Annotated in this window: 23 protein-coding genes; 14 read left to right on the forward strand and 9 right to left on the reverse strand. The window is 64.7% G+C overall.

The window, feature by feature from the left end; translation table 11 throughout:
- The first annotated feature begins 11 nt into the window (after nucleotides 1-11).
- On the forward strand, nucleotides 12-743 hold the full coding sequence (locus RM190_RS02700) for a GntR family transcriptional regulator (RefSeq protein WP_311757854.1): 732 nt from the start codon (nucleotides 12-14) through the stop codon (nucleotides 741-743).
- Between the two features lie 27 nt (nucleotides 744-770).
- On the opposite strand, the gene RM190_RS02705 is transcribed toward RM190_RS02700, so the two are convergent.
- The 8 genes from RM190_RS02705 to RM190_RS02740 all read right to left on the reverse strand — a co-directional run bounded on the left by RM190_RS02705 (nucleotide 771) and on the right by RM190_RS02740 (nucleotide 9,461).
- Entirely contained in the window at nucleotides 771-2,543 is a 1,773-nt protein-coding gene (locus tag RM190_RS02705; protein WP_311757855.1) for an adenine deaminase, read from the reverse strand.
- The gene (locus RM190_RS02710; protein WP_311757856.1) at nucleotides 2,527-3,462 is read right to left on the reverse strand and encodes a nucleoside hydrolase; all 936 of its coding nucleotides are present in this window, start codon (nucleotides 3,460-3,462) and stop codon (nucleotides 2,527-2,529) included. The genes RM190_RS02705 and RM190_RS02710 overlap by 17 nt, the downstream gene beginning before the upstream one ends.
- A gap of 1 nt (nucleotide 3,463) precedes the next feature.
- Complete coding sequence (locus tag RM190_RS02715; RefSeq protein WP_311757857.1) at nucleotides 3,464-4,480, reverse strand: ABC transporter ATP-binding protein; 1,017 nt, start codon at nucleotides 4,478-4,480, stop codon at nucleotides 3,464-3,466.
- Nucleotides 4,473-5,246 (reverse strand): ABC transporter permease, encoded by a 774-nt coding sequence (locus RM190_RS02720; protein WP_311757858.1) that lies wholly within the window; start codon nucleotides 5,244-5,246, stop codon nucleotides 4,473-4,475. The genes RM190_RS02715 and RM190_RS02720 overlap by 8 nt, the downstream gene beginning before the upstream one ends.
- Complete coding sequence (locus RM190_RS02725) at nucleotides 5,246-6,076, reverse strand: ABC transporter permease (RefSeq protein ID WP_311757859.1); 831 nt, start codon at nucleotides 6,074-6,076, stop codon at nucleotides 5,246-5,248. The genes RM190_RS02720 and RM190_RS02725 overlap by 1 nt, the downstream gene beginning before the upstream one ends.
- 64 nt (nucleotides 6,077-6,140) lie before the next feature.
- A complete protein-coding gene (locus RM190_RS02730; protein ID WP_311757860.1) occupies nucleotides 6,141-7,160 on the reverse strand; it encodes an ABC transporter substrate-binding protein in 1,020 nt (339 codons plus the stop codon).
- A 4-nt stretch (nucleotides 7,161-7,164) separates the two neighbouring features.
- Nucleotides 7,165-8,160, reverse strand: coding sequence for a LacI family DNA-binding transcriptional regulator (locus tag RM190_RS02735; RefSeq protein ID WP_311757861.1), 996 nt, complete (start codon nucleotides 8,158-8,160; stop codon nucleotides 7,165-7,167).
- Nucleotides 8,161-8,294: 134 nt separating this feature from the next.
- Nucleotides 8,295-9,461 (reverse strand): MFS transporter, encoded by a 1,167-nt coding sequence (locus RM190_RS02740; protein WP_311757862.1) that lies wholly within the window; start codon nucleotides 9,459-9,461, stop codon nucleotides 8,295-8,297.
- Between the two features lie 92 nt (nucleotides 9,462-9,553).
- Between RM190_RS02740 and RM190_RS02745 the strand changes: the two genes are divergently transcribed.
- The 9 genes from RM190_RS02745 (at nucleotide 9,554) to RM190_RS02785 (ending at nucleotide 15,678) form a co-directional block, all read left to right on the forward strand.
- Nucleotides 9,554-10,102, forward strand: coding sequence for a TetR/AcrR family transcriptional regulator (locus RM190_RS02745; protein WP_311757863.1), 549 nt, complete (start codon nucleotides 9,554-9,556; stop codon nucleotides 10,100-10,102).
- Between the two features lie 97 nt (nucleotides 10,103-10,199).
- Nucleotides 10,200-11,579, forward strand: coding sequence for an ethanolamine ammonia-lyase subunit EutB (locus tag RM190_RS02750; RefSeq protein WP_311757864.1), 1,380 nt, complete (start codon nucleotides 10,200-10,202; stop codon nucleotides 11,577-11,579).
- Nucleotides 11,576-12,325: an ethanolamine ammonia-lyase subunit EutC gene (gene eutC / locus RM190_RS02755; protein WP_311757865.1), complete on the forward strand. Its 750-nt coding sequence runs from the start codon at nucleotides 11,576-11,578 to the stop codon at nucleotides 12,323-12,325. Before RM190_RS02750 ends, eutC begins: the two co-directional genes overlap by 4 nt.
- 217 nt (nucleotides 12,326-12,542) lie before the next feature.
- Nucleotides 12,543-12,812, forward strand: coding sequence for a hypothetical protein (locus RM190_RS02760; protein ID WP_311757866.1), 270 nt, complete (start codon nucleotides 12,543-12,545; stop codon nucleotides 12,810-12,812).
- Nucleotides 12,809-13,186, forward strand: a complete 378-nt coding sequence (locus RM190_RS02765) for a hypothetical protein (RefSeq protein ID WP_311757867.1) — start codon at nucleotides 12,809-12,811, stop codon at nucleotides 13,184-13,186. Before RM190_RS02760 ends, RM190_RS02765 begins: the two co-directional genes overlap by 4 nt.
- A 7-nt stretch (nucleotides 13,187-13,193) precedes the next feature.
- The gene (locus RM190_RS02770; RefSeq protein ID WP_311757868.1) at nucleotides 13,194-13,364 is read left to right on the forward strand and encodes a hypothetical protein; all 171 of its coding nucleotides are present in this window, start codon (nucleotides 13,194-13,196) and stop codon (nucleotides 13,362-13,364) included.
- A gap of 1 nt (nucleotide 13,365) precedes the next feature.
- Nucleotides 13,366-14,760, forward strand: coding sequence for an APC family permease (locus RM190_RS02775; protein ID WP_311757869.1), 1,395 nt, complete (start codon nucleotides 13,366-13,368; stop codon nucleotides 14,758-14,760).
- 1 nt (nucleotide 14,761) lies between these two features.
- Entirely contained in the window at nucleotides 14,762-15,412 is a 651-nt protein-coding gene (locus tag RM190_RS02780) for a hypothetical protein (RefSeq protein ID WP_311757870.1), read from the forward strand.
- Nucleotides 15,409-15,678: a hypothetical protein gene (locus tag RM190_RS02785; RefSeq protein WP_311757871.1), complete on the forward strand. Its 270-nt coding sequence runs from the start codon at nucleotides 15,409-15,411 to the stop codon at nucleotides 15,676-15,678. Before RM190_RS02780 ends, RM190_RS02785 begins: the two co-directional genes overlap by 4 nt.
- Before the next feature lie 27 nt (nucleotides 15,679-15,705).
- Here RM190_RS02785 and RM190_RS02790 read toward each other — a convergent pair whose 3' ends face one another.
- The gene (locus RM190_RS02790; RefSeq protein WP_311757872.1) at nucleotides 15,706-16,383 is read right to left on the reverse strand and encodes a GntR family transcriptional regulator; all 678 of its coding nucleotides are present in this window, start codon (nucleotides 16,381-16,383) and stop codon (nucleotides 15,706-15,708) included.
- 130 nt (nucleotides 16,384-16,513) lie between these two features.
- Between RM190_RS02790 and RM190_RS02795 the strand changes: the two genes are divergently transcribed.
- The 4 genes from RM190_RS02795 to RM190_RS02810 all read left to right on the forward strand — a co-directional run bounded on the left by RM190_RS02795 (nucleotide 16,514) and on the right by RM190_RS02810 (nucleotide 19,996).
- The gene (locus tag RM190_RS02795; protein ID WP_311757873.1) at nucleotides 16,514-17,140 is read left to right on the forward strand and encodes a flavin reductase family protein; all 627 of its coding nucleotides are present in this window, start codon (nucleotides 16,514-16,516) and stop codon (nucleotides 17,138-17,140) included.
- Nucleotide 17,141: 1 nt separating this feature from the next.
- Complete coding sequence (locus RM190_RS02800) at nucleotides 17,142-17,843, forward strand: aspartate/glutamate racemase family protein (protein WP_311757874.1); 702 nt, start codon at nucleotides 17,142-17,144, stop codon at nucleotides 17,841-17,843.
- Nucleotides 17,844-18,073: 230 nt separating this feature from the next.
- Complete coding sequence (locus tag RM190_RS02805; RefSeq protein WP_311757875.1) at nucleotides 18,074-19,042, forward strand: ABC transporter permease; 969 nt, start codon at nucleotides 18,074-18,076, stop codon at nucleotides 19,040-19,042.
- Nucleotides 19,043-19,057: 15 nt separating this feature from the next.
- On the forward strand, nucleotides 19,058-19,996 hold the full coding sequence (locus RM190_RS02810; protein WP_311757876.1) for an ABC transporter permease: 939 nt from the start codon (nucleotides 19,058-19,060) through the stop codon (nucleotides 19,994-19,996).
- Nucleotides 19,997-19,999: the final 3 nt, after the last annotated feature.

Below are 19,999 nucleotides of genomic sequence, written 5' to 3' on the forward strand. Positions count from 1 at the left end.
GAGAAATGACCGTGACAGCCCGCAAAAGCAGCCAGCCCAGTGCCAAGCAATTGCTCTCGCAACAGATCGCCGACCGGATCCGGCAGGCGATCGTCGATGCGGATTTCGAGTTCGGCGAAAGCCTGTCCGAGGAAATCCTCGCGCAGGCTTTCGACGTCTCCCGCACCCCGGTCCGCGAGGCCCTGAACCTGCTGCAGGTCGAAGGGCTGGTCATCATCGTCCCGAAATCCGGCACTTTCGTCTATTCCCCCTCGGAAGAGGGGATTTCGGATCTTGTGACTTTTCGCGGCGTGCTGGAAACCAGCGCGCTGCGCCTGTTGCCGCGCGATGCGCTGCCGGGCCTGTCCGCACGCCTTCAGGCGGCTTGTGCCCGCATGGAACGTGCAATGGCCGAAGGGGACATGCGCGACTATGGCCGGGCGGATACCGACTTTCACCTTGAGATCGTGCAGACTGCCGGGAACCGTCACCTGGTCGAGGCCTATCGCATGATCCTTGGCCGCGTGGCGTCGCTGCGCACCCATTTGGCCCTGAAGGCCGAAGGAGAGCCGCGCCGGTCGTTCCGCGATCACCGCGAACTGGCGTTGGGCATCCTTGATGCCGAAGGGCCGCGCCGGGATGAGCTGGCGGGCCTGCTGGAAGGCCATATCCACCGCACGCGCGAGAATTACCTCAACGCGTTCCGGCAGACCCACCTGTCGCCGGGGCGCAGGATGCGGTCGCGCCTGAAGCTGGACCGCTAACCGGCCGCAGGCGCCACGCGGCGGGCGTCAGTCCGCCACGGTCTGCCGGATCTCGCCCGTTGCTCCGTCGCAGATGCCGATATCGGTCACATGCGGGCCGGGATTGCAGGCCAGCGAGGCTCCGACCAGCGCCTTGAAGCTGCGCAGCGGTGGCAACCAGTCCGCGACAGTCGCTGCAGCTTCGCGCAGGTGGTCAAGCGCGCGGCCGACCTCGTCCGTGGGACGATCGGACAGCAGGCCGCAAACCGGCAGTTCCAGCAGCGCCAGCAGCTTGCCGTCTTTGGCGACGGCCATGCCGCCCCCGCAGCCGATCAGCGCATTTGCGGCGACCGCCATGTCGGCGGGATCGCTGCCGAAGACGTTCAGGTTGTGGCTGTCATGGGCGATGGTGGTGGCGATGGCCCCCGACCAGTTGCCCCATTCCTGGAGCAGCCCCACCACGGGGTGTGGATCGGCCTTGCCGTGACGATGGATCACCGCCATCCGCAGCATGTCCGCGGGGACCTGCACCTTGCCGTCCCGGACGGCAAGCTCTGCGTTGCCCCATTCTGTGAAGCGGGGCTTCGACACGGTGTTCACGCGCGCGGTCGGACCGGAGGCGAGAATTTCGAAATCCGCAGCCTCAAGCGGCTGCAGCTTCATCGTGTCGGTGAACGGGGCCGCGGCGGGGGCATGGGTCGGGTTCAGGCAGATCCCATCTCGCGCCACGATCCGGCCCGATGCCAGCACCAGTCGGGCCAGGAAATTGTCCAGATCGGCAAAGACCGCGATATCGGCGCGGCGACCCGGCGCGACCATTCCCAGATCCGCGCGCCCGATCCGCATGGCGGCATTCAGCGTCGCCGCGCGCAGGGCGTCGACGGGCGTCATGCCGTGGCCGACAAGGCGGCGCAGCACGTCGGCCATGCCGCCGACCCGGTCAAGATCATCGGGAAAGACGTCGTCGGTGCAGACGGTCAGCGTCTGAGGCAGGTGCGGCAGGTCGTTCAACGCGGCGACCACGCCGGGCAGGACATAGTCATGCGACCCGCGAAGTTCGATCGTGAACCCCGCGCGCAGCTTGTCCATGAAATCCTCGGCCGCCGAGATCTCGTGGTCCGAGCCAATGCCGGCCGCGGCAAAGCCCTGCACCTCGGCCCCATTCAGCCCGCGGGCATGGCCGCAGACCAGCTTGCCAGAGGCAAGCCCGGCACCGACGATCCCGGTCATCTTGAGGGACCGATTCAGGACGCCGCGCATATCCATGACCTCGGCCACGCCGTGAATCTTCGGCCAGGCCAGCATCTCGCGCATTTCGGGCGGGTTGAACTCGGCCCCCGCGCGCTCGATCCCCGGAGCCGAGGGCACGCAGGACGGTGCAAGCACCAGAACCCGCAGGTCCAGACCCGACGACGCCTCGCAAGCCCATCTGACGCCGTTCAGCCCGGCGACATTGCCGACTTCGTGCGGATCCCAGACCACGGTGGTGGTGCCCTGCGGCACGACCGTCTCGGCATAGCGCCGGGGCGTCACCATCGAGCTTTCGATATGCATATGCGTGTCGATCAGCCCCGGCGCGATGAACCGGCCGGTGCAGTCGATCATCTGGGCGGCATCCGAGCGGCTGCCCGGCGCATGGACCGAGGCGACCAGCGCGCCCACGATGCCGATGTCGGCGGCATGGATCTCGGATGTCGCGACGTTGACCAGTTGCCCTCCGGTCAGCAGGATATCGAAGGGCGCCTGCCCCAAGGCAGCGCGCACGGCGCGGTCCCGCAGATCGCCTGCGTTCAGATCCTGCGGTTCAGACGGTTCGGTCATCGGTATCCCTGCACATGCTGGTCAGCGCCGCGTGAAAGCGGCGCCGGATTTCCTGGACGTCGGGGCCAAGGGCCACGCGCGCATTCGGTTGGGCCTTGTGGCCGCGCCATTCGATGACGGTCATGCCCCGCGTCAGCCGCCCGTCAAGCTCGGCGGCGATATGGACGTCGGCATATCGGGCGAGCCCCGGTTCAAGCGCCAGCGCAGCGGCGACCGGGTCGTAAAGCGCCATCGGGCGTGCGCCGTTTGCGGCAATGCGGACATAGCCTTCGTAAAGGTCGGCAAGCAGCGCCGCGCGTTCTCCGCGTAGCGCGCGCAGCGGCGTAATGTCGGCAAGCGAGACCTGCACCTCGCGGCAGCATTCCAGCCCGACCATGACCATGCGGATGCCCGCGCCAAGAACGGCGTCCACGGCCTCGGGATCGACGGCGGCGTTGAACTCGGCGACGGCCGTATGGTTGCCACGGGCAAAGGCGCCCCCCATCCAGACCAGATCCGCTTGTGCCGCGAGACCGGGATGGCGTGCGGCCAGATGCGCGAGGTTCGTCAACGGACCGAGTGCCAGAACGCGCCGCCCGCCCTCGCGAAGATAATCCGCCATCGCCTCGACCGCGTCGCCCGGATCAGGCATGCGCGTCGCCGGCGGAAGATGTGCCCCCACCGAGGGCATGCCGTCATCGCCCAGCACATAGGCGGCAGTCTGCAACGCCCCGGCCAACGGCTTCGCCGCGCCGGCGAGAATGGGCATGTCCCAGCCAAAGACTTCGGCCGCCGCGCAGGCGTTTTCGACAGCGCGGGGCAAGGGGACATTCCCCGCGACGACCGACAGCCCCGCAATCTTCGCGCCGCCCGACAGGCAAAGCCCGATGGCTGCGAGGTCGTCAAAGCCCATGTCGGTGTCGATCCACAGGGGGGACATGTCAGGCCCTGCTGAGGACGGCGGCAGACTCGACCGGCAGGTCGAACCGCAGGCTTTCGCCCATCGCGTGCCGGGGTGCATTGGCCGGGGTCTCCGCCTTGATCGGGCCGGCGGCGCTGTCGATCAGGTATTCCACCGTCTCGCCCAGATAGGATGCGCCGATCACGCGGCCCTCGTGCGCCCCTTGGCCCAAAAGGACGGCACGGGGCCGCCATGCCAGTCCGTGCGCCTTGGGCGCGGTATCAAGCGGCAGACGGCCCTTGGCCGTCGTCAGCGCGCCATCCTTTAGCGCGAAGGTGTTTTCGAAGCCGATAAACTCGGCCACGAAGCCCGAGACGGGGCGTTCATAGATGTTGGCGGGGGTGTCGATCTGTTCGATCCGGCCCTGACGCATGACCACGATACGGTCCGCCAGCGCAAGCGCCTCGGACTGGTCGTGGGTGACGTAGATCATGGTGATACCCAGCTCTTTCTGAAGTCGCGCCAGTTCCGAGCGCATCTCCAGCCGCAGGCGTGCGTCAAGGTTCGACAGCGGTTCGTCCAGCAGCAGCAGCTTCGGCTCGACCACGATCGAACGCGCCAGCGCGACGCGCTGCTGTTGGCCGCCGGACAGCGCTTTCGGCTGGCGATCGGCAAAGCTGCCCAGCCCGACCGAGGCAAGCGCGGCATTCACACGGCGCGTGATCTCGTCCTTGGCGACGCCCTGCAAGCGCAGGCCGAAGGCCACGTTCTCGAACACGGTCAGGTGGGGGAACAGGGCATAGGACTGAAAGACCAGCCCGATACCGCGCTTGTTCGGTGCGACGCGGGTGATGTCGCGCCCGTCCAGCGTGATGCGCCCGGACATCGGCTTCATCAGGCCGGCGATGGCGCGCATGGTGGTGGTCTTGCCGCAGCCCGAAGGGCCAAGCAGCGCGACCAGTTCACCCCGGCGAAGTTCCAGGTTCAGTGCCTCGACCGCGACCGAGTCGCCATATCCAAGGGTCAGGTCTTGCAGGGAAAGGAAGGCATCAGACATAGCGCGAAAGTCCCAGAAGTTTCTCGGCCACCATCACGATCAGCAGCGACATCAGCGCCAGCAGGCCCGACAGCGCGGCGATCGAGGGGTCATAGTTGAATTCCATATAGGCCATCATGTCGATCGGCAGGGTCGAGACCCCCGGACCGGTCAGGAACAGCGAAACCGGCACCTGATTGAACGAGGTGATGAAGCCGATGATGAAGGCGGCCATGATGCCGTTGCGGATATTCGGCAGCACGACCTTGATGAAGCTTTGCAGCCGCGTGGCGCCAAGCAGCACCGCCGCCTCTTCTATATCGACGCGCAGGTTCATCAGCGAACCCGAGACGATGCGGACGGCATAGGGGATCAGCAGCGCCGTATGCCCGATGAACAGCGCGGGCAGAATGCCGACCCCCATCGGGATCACCAGATGGCGCAAGAGCGCGAGGCCCACGATGATCCCCGGCACGATGATCGGCGAACTCAGGATATTGCGGATCGCGTTGGCGCCCGGCGGGTTGTAGCGTTCCAGCCCATAGGCTGCGGGCACGCCGATCAGCAGCGCCAGCAGCGTGGCCCCGATCCCCAGCGTGATCGATACAGTGAACGTTGCGCGGAAGCTGTCCACCTCGAACACGCGGGCGACCCAGCGCAGTGACAACCCGTCGGGCGGGAACGCCAGCGTCTCGCCCCCGGAAAGCCCGGCGACGCAGATCAGGATGAACGGTCCGATCAGGAAGGCAAGGACCAGAAACAGGATCGTCTGTCCGGCAATGCGCATCACTTGCCCCCTTTCCGCGCCGTGGCGAGACGCTTCAACACGAAATTGGTGATGATCGACATGGCGATCAGGATGATGGCGATCACGCCTGCCGCCGCGAAGTCGTTTGCGACGGACACGCGCTGATACAGCAGCGTTTCCAGCATCAGCACCTTGGAACCGCCAAGGATCGCCGGGGTGACATAGGCGGTCAGCGAGCCGACGAAGACCAGCGTTCCGCCCACCACCAGCCCTTCGCGGGTCAGAGGCAGGATGACTTTCCAGAAGACCTGCAACCAGTTCGCGCCCAGCATCCGCGCGGCAGGGACGACGTCGCGGGGCAGGTTTTCCAGTGCCGAGATCAGCGGCAGCACCATCAGCGGAAAGAAAAGCTGGATCAGGCCGATGAAGATCGCGGTTTCGGAAAACAGGATGCGCGCGGGGGTATCAAGGATGCCTGCCCCGGTCAGGAACTGGTTTACGATGCCCGTCTTGCCCAGGATCACGACCCATGCATAGGTCCGCGCCACGGGCGAGATCATCAGCGGCAGCACCAGCGTGGCGATCAGCCGCCCCTTGCCCTTGTCCGAGGCGTCGACGATCGACAGCGCCACCGCATAGCCGATCACGGCGGATATGGCGGTGACGTAAAGTCCAAGGCGGAATGTGCGCCAGAAGACCTCGCGATGCAGCGGCTTGGCGAAAAATTCGGTGAAGCTTGAAATGCCCCAGCCTGTGGGCGTCTGGAATGCGCCGGACAGCAGGATCGCCACCGGCAGCAGAAAGCCCAGAATGATGAACAGCGTGGCCGGCGCCAGAAGCGCCAGGCCAAGCCTGCGGTCCTGAAACATCGCGACATTCCCCCGTGTCGAGGGGCCACGGCAGCGCGCCGTGGCCGGTTGGGTTTTCCGCGTCTTACTGCGCGACCTTGGCGTTCCAGGCCTCAAGCCAGGCGTCGCGGTTCTCAAGCATCGACTTCGCGGGCAGGAACTTGATGGCGGTGGCCATCTCGGGGCCATAGGTCAGCCCCTCGGCGATTTCGTCCGAGACGGTGACCTTCTGGTTCACGGGGCTGTCCACCTGACCCTCGGCCAGCTTCTGCTGGACCTCGGCCGACAGCCAATAGTCGATGAACTGGTGCGCCAGATCCGGATCATGGGCGCCCTTGACGATGGACAGCACGTTCATGCCGCCCGACTGGCCCTCCTTCGGGGTGGCCCAGCGGGCGCTCGGGACGGTCTTGAGAAGGTTCGCCCAGCCGAAGCGACCGATGACCGAGGCCGCGATCTCGCCCTGCTGCATCAGTTGCGGGATCTGGCCGCCCTTTTCATAGAAGGTCACGATGTCGTCGCGATGATCGGCCACCAGATCAATGGCTTTTGCGAATTTCGGATCGTCCGATCCCAGCGCCGTCTCGATCATCTGGAGCGCCAGCGGGCCCTGCGTGGTCGAGACGTTGGGCAGCGCCACCTGGCCCTTCAGCTTGTCGCCGAACAGGTCCAGCCAGCTGCCCACCCCGTCGATGACGTCGGAATCATAGACGATCGAGGTGCCGTAGAAGGTATAGCCCACCGCCATGTTGCCGCCGACCGGATCGCGGGCGAATTCATAGGCATCGGCAAGGTTCGGCAGCTTGGCCGGGTCGACCGGCTGGATCAGGTCCTTGCCTGCCGCCTCCAGCGCATTGGCGTCCGAATACGCGATCACGTCGACCACCGGCTTGGCCTTGTTCGCCTCAAGCTTGGCCAGCCGTTCCGAGGAGTTGCCCATCTCGACCACCAGCTTGCAGCCGCACTTCGCCTCGAACGGGGTATAAAGCGCCTCTTTGTAGGCATCTTGCGAAATGCCGTAGACCGAGATGGTCAGCGTCTTGTCCGCGGCGGCGGCAGAGGTTGCGACAAGGCCAAGAAGGCTTGCGGAAAGCAGAAGTCTCATGGGGTTATCCTTTGCGGGCGGAAGGGGCTGCGGCGGTCGAGCAGCGGGGAACAAGGGTGACGGGAACCAGGTCGGGGGCGGTTCGTTCGCCCATGGCATGGGCAAGCGCCAGCTCCGCGACCGTTTGCAGGTCCTGGCGGATCGTCGTCAGCGCGGGTGCGACGATCCGGCCCCAGACCGTATCGTCGAAGCCTGCGACCGAAATATCCTGAGGGACGCTCAGGCCGCGTGCGGTCAAGGCCATGACCGCGCCGACCGCAAGGGCGTCATAGGCCGCGGCGATCGCCGTCACCGGCCCGGGATTCCATCCGGCCAGCCCATCCCGCGCCGCTTCGTGCGTGGGCGGCAGGGCCATGTGCCGGGTGGTGATGCCCTGTGCGTCGAACACCTCGCGCATGCCTTGCAGGCGCAGGGCGTTCACGCGCGAATCCTGTCCGCTTGCGCCCAGCAGCAGGACGTCGCGATGACCCAGCCCGATCAGGTGGCGCGCGACCAGCGCCCCGCCCTGCCTGTGGTCGGACGAGACCGCGTTCAGCGGGTTGCTGGCGGCGTCGACGACCATCAGCGGACGCGACAGGGCCAAACCTTCAAGCCGCGATCCGCGCATCGGCACAAGCACCAGCGCATCCATGCCGCGCGCCGCCATGTCGCGCAGATGTTCGGTCTGCATTTCAAGACTGCCAAGCGAATCCGCGACCGTCATTGCCAGGTCGCGCTTGCGCGCCGCCATCGCGAAGGCACGCGCGAATTCCGCGAAAAGTGGCATGCGGAAATCAGGCAGGATGATGGCGAAGGATTGCGTGCGACCGGTTCGCAATGCGCGTCCCAAGCCTGATGGAGAAAAGCGCAGTTCGGCCGCTTTTTCATGGACCTGGCGGCGGGTTTCTTCGGACAGGCGGCCCTTGCCGCGCAATGCGTTCGAAACCGTCGCGCGCGAGATTCCCAGCGCGTCGGCAATGTCCTGCATCGATGCGGCGGCATGACCGGCCGGCTTGTCCATCCCCGAATCCGCTGATGGTTACACGATTAATCATCCGGCTGTTAGCAAGCGAACGGCGCGGGGGTCAACGCAAAACAGACAGGCCCGCAGCAATCGCCGCGGGCCTGCCTGCTATTTATGCGACAGGGAAGCCGTCAGGCGGCGCGTGGCCTGACCGCCGGCGCTGCGATCGATGCCCCCACGATCAGCGCCGTCACCACCAGAAGCGCGTTGCGCAATCCATAGTGTTCGCCGATGAAGCCAAGGCTGGGCGGTCCGACCAGCATGGCCAGGTAGCCGACGATGGCGACTGCCTGCACCCTGGCCGCGGAATCCGCGCCTCCGCCCGCGCCCGCCGCCGACAAGGCCAGCGGGAAGCCAAGCGAGGTCCCAAGCCCCCACATCAGGACTGCGACGCCAGCCAGCCAGGGGTTGGTGCCGAAGACGACATAGGCAACCCCCAGCCCCGCCAGGATGGCGCAGCCCCGGATCACCCGCGCCGCGCCGAACCGCTGGATGAAGATGCCGCCACCGAAGCGGCCCGCCGTCATCGCGGCCGTGAAGGCCAGGAAGATCAGCGAACCCGAGGCGACCGAAAATCCGTGTTCGTCGACCATCAGGATCGGCAACCAGTCATTCGCCGCGCCTTCGGCCAGCGCCATCGCGAAGACGATCAGCCCGATCAGCAAGACGCGGGGGTCACCCCAGATGCGGGCATCGGCGATGGTCGCATGGTTGCCGCCCGACGACAGCCCGTTCCCGGACGGAATGTCATTTCGGAAGGCGATGATCAGGCCAGCAACCAGAACTGCGATCGCCGCCAGGTGCAGCGCCACCGGCACGCCCAGCGACACCAGCGCCAGTCCGATCAACGCGCCGCAAAGCGTGCCAAGGCTGAAGCAGCCGTGCAGGGTATGCAGAACCGGCTTTTTGCGCAGGGCCTCGACACCCGCGCCTTCCAGGTTGACCGCGATCTCTGCCCCACCCATGCCCAATCCGAAAAGGGCCAGCCCGCAGGCGGCCATGATCTGAGAACCCAGGATCACGCCCACCGCGACCGTCACCATCGAAGACAGGATCAGGCATAGGCCCATAAGTGCGGTGGTGCGTGTATCAAGCGCCGCGACGATGCGGCCCGCAAGCAGGATGCCGCACATCGAGCCGATCGACATGCCGAACAGGACCAGCCCCATCTGCGCAACCGATGCGCCGATCGCGTCCCGGATTTCGGGAGTGCGCGTGACCCATGACGCCAGCGCAAGGCCGGGAATGAAGAAATAGACGAACAATGCGCGCGTCCTGCGGCGAAGATCACGATCCATGGGCGCGGTCCCTTGTGCGACATTGTTATGGACAAACGTCCACAACGCGTTATGGACATATGTCCACAATGGCCGCAGAGTCAAGAACGACCATGACCGAGACCCGAAAACGCCGCTACGACCCGGACAGGCGGGATCGCATCATCGACGCCGCGCTGGATGTGATCGCCGCGCGCGGTGTCGCGGGCACCACGCACCGCCGGGTGGCCGAGGCGGCGAACGTGCCCCTCGGCTCCATGACCTATCATTTCGCGGGCATTGACGACCTGCTGGTCGAGACCTTCCGCCGCTTTTCCATGTCCGCCGCGGCGCTGTATCGCGCGCGTCTGGAGGCCGCCACCACGCCCGACGAAGCGCGCGAGGCAGTCGTCGACCTGATCAGCGGCGGGCTTTGGGCCACCCAGCGCAACATGCTGCTGAGCTTGGAGCTTTACACCTATGCCGCGCGCAATCCGCGACTGCGCGAGGTGCTGGTGGACTGGATGGCCGAAAGTCGCGCGGCCCTGCAACGGCATTTCCCGCCAGCCACCGCCCGCGTCCTTGACGCCTTTCTGGAAGGCGTGACGATCCACAATACGAACAGCGAGAACCTGATTTCTCGTGACGAGGTGCGCGAGATCGTGGCCAGGCTGACGCGCTGAAAGGCAGCTCACGTCCGGCAGCGGAAACGGGACGCAGCGCGCTGGACGGGACCGGATTTCGCCAGCATGATCGGGCGAAACGGATGGGGACGCAGCGATGGGATTTCGCGCGACGGCGCGGGGTGAAAGCTTCCGCTTCGACGATCTGGCGACGGTGATGGCTTCGGCCTCGCCCGAGCGTTCGGGCGATCACCTGGCGGGGATCGCCGCCGCCTCGGCGTTGCAGCGGGTCGCCGCGCGTCGGGTGCTGCTGGATCTGCCCCTGTCGCATTTCCTGTCAGACGCCTTGGTGCCCTATGAGGCGGACGAGGTCACGCGGCTGATTATCGACAGCCATGACGCGACAGCCTTCGCCCCTGTTGCCGCGATGACGGTTGGTGAATTGCGGGACTGGCTTCTTTCGCCGGCCGCCGACAGCATATCGCTGAAAGCGCTTGCACCGGGCCTGACGCCCGAGATGGTTGCCGCGGTCAGCAAGCTGATGCGCAATCAGGACCTGATCCGGGTGGCCCGAAAGGTCGAGGTCGTGACCGCCTTCCGCAACACCATCGGCGGACGCGGCACGCTTGCGACCCGCCTGCAGCCGAACCATCCCGCCGATGATCCGCGCGGAATTGCGGTCTCGGTCCTTGATGGGCTGTTGCAGGGTGCGGGGGATGCGGTGATCGGGATCAATCCCGCGTCGGACAATATCGCGAATTGTCACGCGCTGCTGGTGGCGCTGGACGAGATCCGGCAGGCCTTCGCCATTCCCACGCAAAGCTGCGTCCTGACCCATGTCACCAATTCGCTGGCGCTGCTGGAACGCGGGGCACCGGTTGATCTGATCTTTCAATCTGTGGCCGGAACGCAGGCCGCGAACGAAGGCTTCGGCATCTCGCTGTCGATTCTGGCCGAGGCGCATGAGGCGGGGCTGGCAGCGGGACGCGGCACGGTCGGCCGGAACTGCATGTATTTCGAAACCGGTCAGGGGGCGGCTCTGTCAGCGGATGCCCATCACGGCGTCGACCAGCAGACGCTGGAGGCGCGGGCCTATGGGGTTGCGCGCGCCTTTCATCCGCTGCTGGTCAACACCGTCGTGGGCTTCATCGGGCCGGAATATCTTTACGACGGCAAGCAGATCACGCGTGCGGGCCTTGAGGATCATTTCTGCGGCAAGTTGCTTGGCCTGCCGATGGGGGTCGATGTCTGCTATACCAACCATGTCGAGGCCGATCAGGACGACATGGACACGCTGGCAACGCTGCTGGCGCAGGCGGGGGTCAGCTTCGTCATCACGGTACCGGGCGCCGATGACGTCATGCTGGGTTATCAGAGCCTGGCGTTTGAGGATATTGCCTATCTGCGCGAGGTGACGGGCCTGCGCCCGGCCCCGGAATTTGCGCGCTGGCTGGCCGGGTTCGGGCTGGCGGGGCAGGGCGCGCGGGCCTTGCCCGACGCTGCCGCGCTGGCGCGGCGGATGGGAATTTCGGCATGAGCGCGCCTGACCAGCTGGGGCAGTTGCGGCGATTGACACCCGCCCGCGTGCGGCTGGATGCGGCGGCGCGACCCCTTCCCCTGACCTCGCTGCTGGCCTTTCAAGAAGATCATGCGGCTGCCCGCGATGCCATTCACGCGCCGCTTGACGTGGATGCGCTGGAGCGGGCGCTGGCGCCGCGACCCTGCCTGTGCGTGGACAGCCGCGCGACCGATCGAGCGACCTATCTGCGCCGTCCGGATCTGGGGCGGCAGCTTGCCGAAGGGGCAGATCTGCCGCGACTGGGCTGCGCGCTGGCGGTGGTCCTGTGCGACGGGCTTTCAGCCCCTGCGGTGATGGCCCATGCGCCGGGCGTCCTTGACGCGCTTTCGGCACGGCTGCCGCCATTGGCGGATCAGCCCGTTGTGCTGGTCAGGGGCGGCCGTGTGGCAATCGGCGATCAGATCGGGGCGGCGCTTGGTGCGCAGATGGTGCTGGTCCTGATCGGAGAGCGGCCGGGCCTGTCCGTCGCGGACAGCCTGGGCGCGTATCTGACGCTGAATCCGCGGCCCGGTCTGCGTGACAGCGCGCGGAACTGTGTTTCGAACATCCATCTGTACGGCGGCTTGTCGCATGCGGCTGCGGCCGACCGCCTTGCATGGCTGGTGCAAGAGGCCCGACGCATCGGCGCGACCGGTGTCGCGCTCAAGGACGAAAGTGTCATCCGCCCGGCCCTGGGGACGGAAGGCGGGGTCCCGTCGCCCTGACCGGCCTTGCTGCCGGTGGGCCTGCTTGTGGAAACTCGCCGAGCTTTACCAGCCTCCGACAAATTTCTTGACAGAATCCCGGCGCCTCGTTTTCCTAGAGGAAAATAAGTTGTCGGATAAGAAAATCGACGCTTGGCCCGGCGCGGATCCGACAATCAGGAAACGGGCCTCAAGGGGAGGAAGCAACGTGTCGGATCTGCCGAGTCGAATCAAGGCTATGCACCGTCGAGATGTCGCGGTTGCCTGGGCCTTTGTCCTGGGGCTTTGGTTCTCAATCATCTTCGTCGCATGGGGGACCTGGTCGCTTGCGCCCAGCGGTACCGCGCGCATCATGCTGCTGTTCGGTGGCGGCGTGGTCCTGCTGTTCAACACTGCCGCGATCATGGCGATGCTGCGCCATTACCGCGAGGATCGTGACTTCATGTATGGCCTCGACATCGAGTTTCTGGACGCCGCCCGCGCCCTGAAACGGGCAGGCCGCACATGACGCGTTATCGTGCCCCGGTACAGGGCAAGATCGGGCAGGTCGTCGACGTGATCGTTCTGCTGATCATGGCGATTGGCGCGCTTTACATCCCGCTTTGGCTGGGCATGGCCGGCTCCTCGAAGGTGCCCGAGGCCATCACGGATCCAAGCTGGGAAGGGCTGGGCCAGAACCCCGTCATGGTCGAGCAGTGGCAGAAGCTGGGCTTTGCGGACCCCGCCTCGGCCAGCGATTTGATCACGGCGCGCTTCGACTACAGCTTCTCGATCGGTGCGATGATCGCCATGGTCGTCGTCATCGTTGGGTATTACGCGATCCTGCTGCGGTTTTCCGAAAAGGAATATCGCGAGGTGATCGCCGAGAAATTCGGCGAGTGAGGGCACCATGGACCTTTGGAACTATCTGGAATTCGCAGCATGGGCGGCCTCGGCACTGTTCGGCCTGTTCATCGTCATCGACTGGATCCGGACCGACAGCACCTATAGCGAGGAATTCCTGACCTCCTCGCGCGAGGGGGAGCTGGAAGCCCTGACCGAAGAGCAGCATCGGGGATAACATGTCACAAGCTGAGAAGATCGAGCATGTCGGGCTGGCCCGCGTGCTGGGCCCGGCGCATGTCTGGGCGCTGGGGGTCGGCATCGTCCTTGTCGGCGAATACATGGGCTGGAACTTTGCCGTGGGCAAGGGCGGGGCATATGCCGCGCTGATCGCCTGCTGGTTCGCGGGCATCCTTTACACATGCGTCGCGATGATCGATTCCGAGGTGACGTCGACCGTCGCCGCAGCCGGGGGGCAATACACACAGGCCAAGCACATCGTCGGGCCCCTGATGGCCTTCAACGTCGGGCTTTACCTTGTCTTTGCCTATACCATGCTTGAGGCCGCGAACGCGATCACGGTGGGCTTTCTTGTCGACACCGTCGCCACGATGAGCGGACATCAGGGCGGCGTCGACCAGCGGCCCTTCATCATCCTGTCGATCGCCTTCCTTGCCTGGTTGAACTATCGCGGGGTGCTGGCGACGCTGACCTTCAACCTTGTCATCACTGCCATCGCCTTTACCGCGGTCATCGTGCTGTTCCTCAGCACCTCGGGGTTGATCGGTGAAAGCCCGCTGCGCCATGCCGACCTTCTGTCGGGTCCGGCGGCGTTGCCCTATGGCTGGGTTGGTGTTCTCGCCGCCATGCATTTCGGCCTGTGGTTCTATCTGGGGATCGAAGGCACGACCCAGGCGGCCGAAGAGGTCCGCAGCCCGTCGCGCGCCTTACCCTTCGGGACGCTGGCAGGCGTCATGACGCTGGCGATCGCGGCCACGCTGACCTGGTATGTCTGCACCGGGCTGATGCCTTGGGAATACCTTGGCCAGTCGGGGGTGCCGCTGTTCGATGCAGCGCGGATGACCGGATCCTATGGGCTGATGGTGTTCCTGGGGATCGGGACGCTTTTCGCCACGCTGGCCTCGGCGAATGGTTGCATCAACGATGCCAGCCGCGCGTGGTTCGCGATGGGGCGCGACCGCTATCTTCCCGGCTGGTTCGGGGCGGTGCATCCGAAATACCGCACGCCATATCGCTCGATCATCTTCCTTGTCCCGATCGCGCTGATCTTTGCGCTTGGCGCGCCGCTGGACCAGGTGGTGACCTTCTCGATCCTGTCGGGGCTGCTGGAATATACCTTCATGCCGCTGAACATCATCCTGTTCCGCCGCAAATGGCCGCTCGACTCGATCAAGCGGGGGTATGAGCATCCGTTCCATCCGCTGCCGGCCTATGTGCTGCTGGGGCTGTGCGGGCTGACTTTCTTCGCGGTGTTCCTGGGCTATGGCACGCAGCTTGTCGCGATGATCGCCTTCTATATCATCGTGTCGCTGTGGTTCCACTTCTGGCGCTATCGCTTTGTGAACCGGGGGGCGCAGTTCACCATGCCCTGGCCCAAGCCGCGCGGTTACTAAGATGCTGCCCGTCCTTGTCCTTGGCGTCCTGCTTGCCTGGCTGAGCCTGCGGCTGGTTGCCGATGCCAGGCAGCGCCGCGCGGCGCGCGCGGGCTGGCTGGACAGGGTCACGCTGCAGGACCGGCGTTCGGCGCTGGCGGCGACGGGCTTTGCCCGCGCCTCCGGTCGCCGGGCGGGGCTTGCGCTGGACCTTCAAGCCGTGCCCGATACGCTGACCATCCGCAAGCTGCCGACCCTTTGGCTGCTGGTGACGCTACCCGAGCCGCTGCCTCTGCGGCAGCGGATCAACCTGATGATGCGCCCGACAGGGGGCGAGTCCTTCTCGACCTTCGCCGGGCTGCCGCACCAGACCATACTGGCCATGGGCTTTCCCGAAGGTGCGGTGCTGCGCAGCGAGCAGCCCCTGACCGAGGCCGAGGCGACGCTGCTTGCACGGCATCTGGCGCTGTTCGACGACCCCCGTGTCAAGGAGCTGGTACTGTCGCCACAGGGCCTGCGCATCACCTGGCTTGCGGAAGAGGCTGACCGAGGCCGTTACCTGCTGTTCCGCGAGGCCGAGATGGGGCGCAAGGCGCTGGACCCCTCGGCGCTTGACCCGCTGGTCGCCGCGCTTGCCGCGCTGCGTCAGGACATCATGAAGGTTGCCGCATGAAAACGCCGCCCAATCCACATCTGGTGCTGGTCTCGGCCATCCTGTTGCCCGGCTCGGGGCAGGTCTGGAACGGTGTGCCCCTGCGCGGCCTGACCTTCCTGTTCTTCGCTTGCCTGCTGGGTGGCTTCACGATTCTGACAGCCCCGCCCGAGGCGTCCTTCATCGGGCGAAACGCCGGGGGCTTCTTCGTCTGGGCCATGGCGGTTTTCGACGCCTACAAGCAGGCGCGCATCCGCCATGCGGTCTGGCAGCACCGGGCGGCATGATTCTGGACAGCGCAGGCCGCGGGGCTGTCAGCCCTGCGGCAGCAGCACGTCCTTGAGGCTGCGGATGCTGTCGCGTTCACCTGACAGGCGCAGTTCTTTTTCGACGTGATCCAGGTGATGGGCCATGGCCTTCTTGGCCTGCTTCAGGTCGCCGTTCTGCAGGTGCAGCAGGATCTCGTCATGCTCGTCCGGGCCGCAATTGTACTGGTCGGAATTGCGGAAGGCCGCGGTGATCAAAGAGCTGCGGCTGATCAGGTCGCGCATCAGGCGCGACAGGAATTCGGCATCGGACATGTCGGCCAGCATCTGGTGAAACCCGCCTGACAGCTTGATGATCGCGCGCTGGTCGTTCTGTGTATTGGCCACTCGTTCCTGCTCGACGTGGTCGCGGATGGTCGCGACCTTTTCGTCATCCAGCCGGTCGATCAACCGCTCCAGCACCCTTTGTTCGACAGTGCGGCGGACGTGGAAGATGTCGCGCGCATCCTCGACCCCTGGCTCGGCGACGAAGGCGCCCTTGTTGACCTCGCTGGTGATCAACCCCTCGCGCGCAAGGATCGCCAGAACCTGCCGGACACGGGCGCGACTGACGCCGAAAACCTCGGCCAGTTCGGTTTCCTTCAGCCTGACCCCAGGGCGCAACCGCCGTTCGGCTATGGAAAGCCAGATCCGTTCTGCAATCTGTTCGGCTGTTAACGAATCCATCATGCCCCGAGTATGATTTTGACCCAAGATTAATCGTCTTTCATCTTTTGGTCCAGCGAGAATGGTGCCATAAGTGTCGACAATCATGTAGACACATGCCTCGACACAGACCCTTCAAAGGATGCGCGCCATGGAATTTGACTTCATGCAGATGGAGCCGGCGGATCGTTACCGGTTGCTGACCAATTTCGTCGGACCGCGACCCATTGCCCTTGTCACGACGCGCTCGCCCGCGGGCGGCAACAACGGCGCACCGATGAGTTTCTTCAACGTCTTTTCCCACGATCCGGCAATCGTCGTGCTGGGTATCCAGCCCCGTCAGGACGGGCGCGAAAAGGATACCGTGGCGAATATCCGGCGCAGCGGCCAGTTCACCGTGAACATGGTCGACATGGCGCTGTCGCGGACCATGCTGGTCTGCGGCCTGTCGGTCGAACCAGATACGGATGAACTGGAACTGGCCGGAGAGGCGGTGTCGCCCGGTGCGCAGGTCGAAAGCGGCTGGCTGCCTGCCAGCCCTTGCGCGATGGAGTGCCGTGTCGAAAGGCTGATCGAATATCCGCGCCGGCTGCTTGTCCTTGGTGAAGTCGTGCACATGCATGTCCGTCCAGATTGCCTGGATGAGCAGGGACGATATGTGAATCCGGATGTCTATCATCCCATCGCGCGGCTTCACGCTGACAATTACATCGTGTCCGATCGGCAGTTCGTCTTGAAGGCTCCACCCCTTGAATCCGTCACGAAGGGAGAGAGCTGAGGTGGAAATCTTTGTTATCAACCCGAATTCCTCGGCATCAATGACCGAGACTGCGGTCGATTGCGCGCGCCGCGTTGCGGCCCGTGGCACCAGCATCCGGGGCGCTACGGGGATCGGTTCTCCTGCAAGTATCGAAGGTTGCGCGGATGAGGCGATGTCGGTTCCAACCCTGCTGGCCCAGATCAGGGTGGCCGAGGCCGAAGGATCAGTGGCGACGGTGATCGCGTGCTTCGACGACCCCGGCCTTGATGCGGCGCGAGAGGTCGCGACCGGCCCCGTGATCGGCATTTGCCAGGCCGGGATTCAGGCGGCGATGGTGATTTCGAAGCGGTTCTCGATCATCACGACGTTGTCGCGCTCGGTCCCGGCGATCGAAGACCTGGTCCAGCGTTACGGCGCGGGCCACCATTGCCGTCGCGTGCGCTGCATCAACCTGCCGGTGCTGTCGCTGGAAAGCGAGTCTCAACACGCCTTCAGTCTTCTGGTGGCCGAGATCGAGCGGGCTCGGGATGACGACGGGGCAGAAGCGGTGGTGCTGGGTTGTGCTGGCATGGCCAATCTGACCGAGGAGCTGAGCCGTGCAACCGGGGTCGTCGTCATCGACGGGGTCACGGTTGCGGTGAAATTCGCGGAAGCTTTGGTTGGAAGCGGACTGAAGACCTCCAAGGCCAATGCCTATGCCTTTCCGCGGGTGAAATCGTAACAGCCTGAATCATGTTCAATCGGCTCGTTCCTGCCTGCCAATTACGCTTCTTCAAGTTTTTTGTGGGCAAGATTGTCGACATTGAAGTTGACAGAAGCGGCGACATGAATAGTGTCGCTGAACATAAGCCGGGCAGTCTCCGGCAAGAATGAAACGGCGTCAGGGGGGAGTGATCTGCATGTCGTGCCGACCGGAGCGCCGACCCGGACCTGACCGCAGGGGATAGGGTCATGCTGGTCTTCATCATCAAGAAACTGGCCAATGCCGCCTTCGTCATGCTGGCGGTGGCCTTTCTGGCTTTCCTGATCTTCCGCCTGGCGGGCGATCCCGTGGACATGATGTCCACCGAACAGACGACCGAAGCCGATCGCGAGCTGCTGCGCGAAAAGCTGGGCCTGAACGACAGCTTCCTGGTGCAATACGGGCGCTTCGTGGGCAATGCGGCCCAGGGCGAGTTCGGCATTTCCTATCGCAACGGTCAGGACGTTCTTGGCCTGATCGCCGAGCGTTTCCCCGCGACCATGGAGCTGGTGATCGTCGCCACCCTGCTGTCGCTGGTGATCGGCTTGCCATTGGGGGTGCTAACAGCGATCAAGCGGGGGCGAGCCTATTCCGAGCTATTGCAGTTCGGATCGATCATCGGCGTTTCGCTGCCAAGCTTCGTCGTCGGCATCCTTCTGATCCTGGTGTTTTCGGTGACGCTTGGCATGTTCCCGGCGTTTGGTCGCGGCGATGTCGTGGATCTTGGCTGGTGGTCGACGGGCTTCCTGACGAAATCCGGGCTGCTGGCGCTGGTCCTGCCCTCGATCTCGCTGTCGCTGTATCAGGTGACGCTGATCATGCGGCTTGTCCGGGCCGAGATGCTTGAGGTGATGCGTTCGGACTATGTGAAATTTGCCCGTGCCCGCGGCATCAGCCGCTACAAGATCTATTTCCGCCATGCGCTGCGGAACTGCCTGATGCCGGTGGTCACGCTGACGGCGATGAATATCGGCACGCTGATTGCATTTGCCCTGATCACCGAGACGGTCTTCCAGTGGCCGGGCATGGGCATGCTGTTCATCCAGGCGGTGACCTTTATCGATATCCCGGTGATGGCGGCCTATCTGTGCATCGTTGCGTTCATCTTCGTGTTCCTGAACACGGTGGTCGACATCACCTATGCCCTGATCGACCCGCGCCTGCGCACCGCCAAGTAACCAGGAGCAGGGACAATGACGACGACCCCGACCGCAACCCATCCCTCGCTGATCGCCCGCATCCGCAAAAGCGACCTGTGGTGGTCCTTTACACACTCCTGGTCCGCACGCATTGCCGCGGTCCTGCTGATCCTGCTGATCGGGAGCGCCTTTTTCGCGCCGCTGATCGCGCCGCAGAATCCCTATGACGCGGCCCAGCTGGACATGTGGAAATCCGAACTGCCGCCGATCTGGCAGTCGGGGGGGGAATGGCCCTATGTCCTGGGGACCGACACGCAGGGCCGCGACATGTTGTCCGTGCTGCTTTACGGCACCCGGATCTCTGTCATGATCGGCTTCGCCTCGGTCGTCCTGTCGCTGGTCATCGGCCTGTCGCTGGGCCTGATCGCGGGATATTTCGGCGGCATCGCGGATAACGTGCTGATGCGCGTGGGCGATGTGGTGCTGTCGATCCCGACGATCCTGATCGCGATCCTTGTCTCGGCCGTGGTGCGGCAGATGCTGCCGGTGGGCCTGCGCGAGATCGGCGCCTCGGCGGTGCTGGTCCTGGCGATCACGCTGTCCGGCTGGGTGCAGTATGCCCGGACTGTCCGCGCCCAGACGATCATCGAGCGTGGCAAGGAATACGTCATGGCGGCCAAGCTGCTGAACGTGCCGAAACGCCGGATCATGTTCCATCACATCCTGCCGAACACGCTGACCCCTGTCCTGGTCGCGGCGACGCTGTCCTTCGGCATGGCCATCCTGACCGAGGCAACGCTGTCATTCCTGGGCATCGGCATGCCGCCCGGTCAGCCCTCGCTGGGGACGCTGATCCGCATCGGCAACCAGTACCTGTTCTCGGGGCTCTGGTGGATGGTGATCTTTCCCGTGGTGCAACTTTCGCTGCTGGTCATCTCGGTGAACCTGCTGGGCGACTGGCTGCGCGACGCACTCAATCCAAAACTGAGGTAAGGC

It is taken from the genome of Paracoccus broussonetiae, assembly GCF_031854425.1.
Taxonomy (GTDB): domain Bacteria; phylum Pseudomonadota; class Alphaproteobacteria; order Rhodobacterales; family Rhodobacteraceae; genus Paracoccus; species Paracoccus broussonetiae.

Coding starts and splice junctions, on each gene's coding strand:
- RM190_RS02705 (WP_311757855.1), bottom strand. CDS start 2,543: ATGACCGAACCGTCTGAACCGCAGGATCTGAACGCAGGCGATCTGCGG.
- RM190_RS02710 (WP_311757856.1), bottom strand. CDS start 3,462: ATGTCCCCCCTGTGGATCGACACCGACATGGGCTTTGACGACCTCGCA.
- RM190_RS02715 (WP_311757857.1), bottom strand. CDS start 4,480: ATGTCTGATGCCTTCCTTTCCCTGCAAGACCTGACCCTTGGATATGGC.
- RM190_RS02720 (WP_311757858.1), bottom strand. CDS start 5,246: ATGCGCATTGCCGGACAGACGATCCTGTTTCTGGTCCTTGCCTTCCTG.
- RM190_RS02725 (WP_311757859.1), bottom strand. CDS start 6,076: ATGTTTCAGGACCGCAGGCTTGGCCTGGCGCTTCTGGCGCCGGCCACG.
- RM190_RS02730 (WP_311757860.1), bottom strand. CDS start 7,160: ATGAGACTTCTGCTTTCCGCAAGCCTTCTTGGCCTTGTCGCAACCTCT.
- RM190_RS02735 (WP_311757861.1), bottom strand. CDS start 8,160: ATGGACAAGCCGGCCGGTCATGCCGCCGCATCGATGCAGGACATTGCC.
- RM190_RS02740 (WP_311757862.1), bottom strand. CDS start 9,461: ATGGATCGTGATCTTCGCCGCAGGACGCGCGCATTGTTCGTCTATTTC.
- RM190_RS02745 (WP_311757863.1), top strand. CDS start 9,554: ATGACCGAGACCCGAAAACGCCGCTACGACCCGGACAGGCGGGATCGC.
- RM190_RS02750 (WP_311757864.1), top strand. CDS start 10,200: ATGGGATTTCGCGCGACGGCGCGGGGTGAAAGCTTCCGCTTCGACGAT.
- eutC (WP_311757865.1), top strand. CDS start 11,576: ATGAGCGCGCCTGACCAGCTGGGGCAGTTGCGGCGATTGACACCCGCC.
- RM190_RS02760 (WP_311757866.1), top strand. CDS start 12,543: ATGCACCGTCGAGATGTCGCGGTTGCCTGGGCCTTTGTCCTGGGGCTT.
- RM190_RS02765 (WP_311757867.1), top strand. CDS start 12,809: ATGACGCGTTATCGTGCCCCGGTACAGGGCAAGATCGGGCAGGTCGTC.
- RM190_RS02770 (WP_311757868.1), top strand. CDS start 13,194: ATGGACCTTTGGAACTATCTGGAATTCGCAGCATGGGCGGCCTCGGCA.
- RM190_RS02775 (WP_311757869.1), top strand. CDS start 13,366: ATGTCACAAGCTGAGAAGATCGAGCATGTCGGGCTGGCCCGCGTGCTG.
- RM190_RS02780 (WP_311757870.1), top strand. CDS start 14,762: ATGCTGCCCGTCCTTGTCCTTGGCGTCCTGCTTGCCTGGCTGAGCCTG.
- RM190_RS02785 (WP_311757871.1), top strand. CDS start 15,409: ATGAAAACGCCGCCCAATCCACATCTGGTGCTGGTCTCGGCCATCCTG.
- RM190_RS02790 (WP_311757872.1), bottom strand. CDS start 16,383: ATGGATTCGTTAACAGCCGAACAGATTGCAGAACGGATCTGGCTTTCC.
- RM190_RS02795 (WP_311757873.1), top strand. CDS start 16,514: ATGGAATTTGACTTCATGCAGATGGAGCCGGCGGATCGTTACCGGTTG.
- RM190_RS02805 (WP_311757875.1), top strand. CDS start 18,074: ATGCTGGTCTTCATCATCAAGAAACTGGCCAATGCCGCCTTCGTCATG.
- RM190_RS02810 (WP_311757876.1), top strand. CDS start 19,058: ATGACGACGACCCCGACCGCAACCCATCCCTCGCTGATCGCCCGCATC.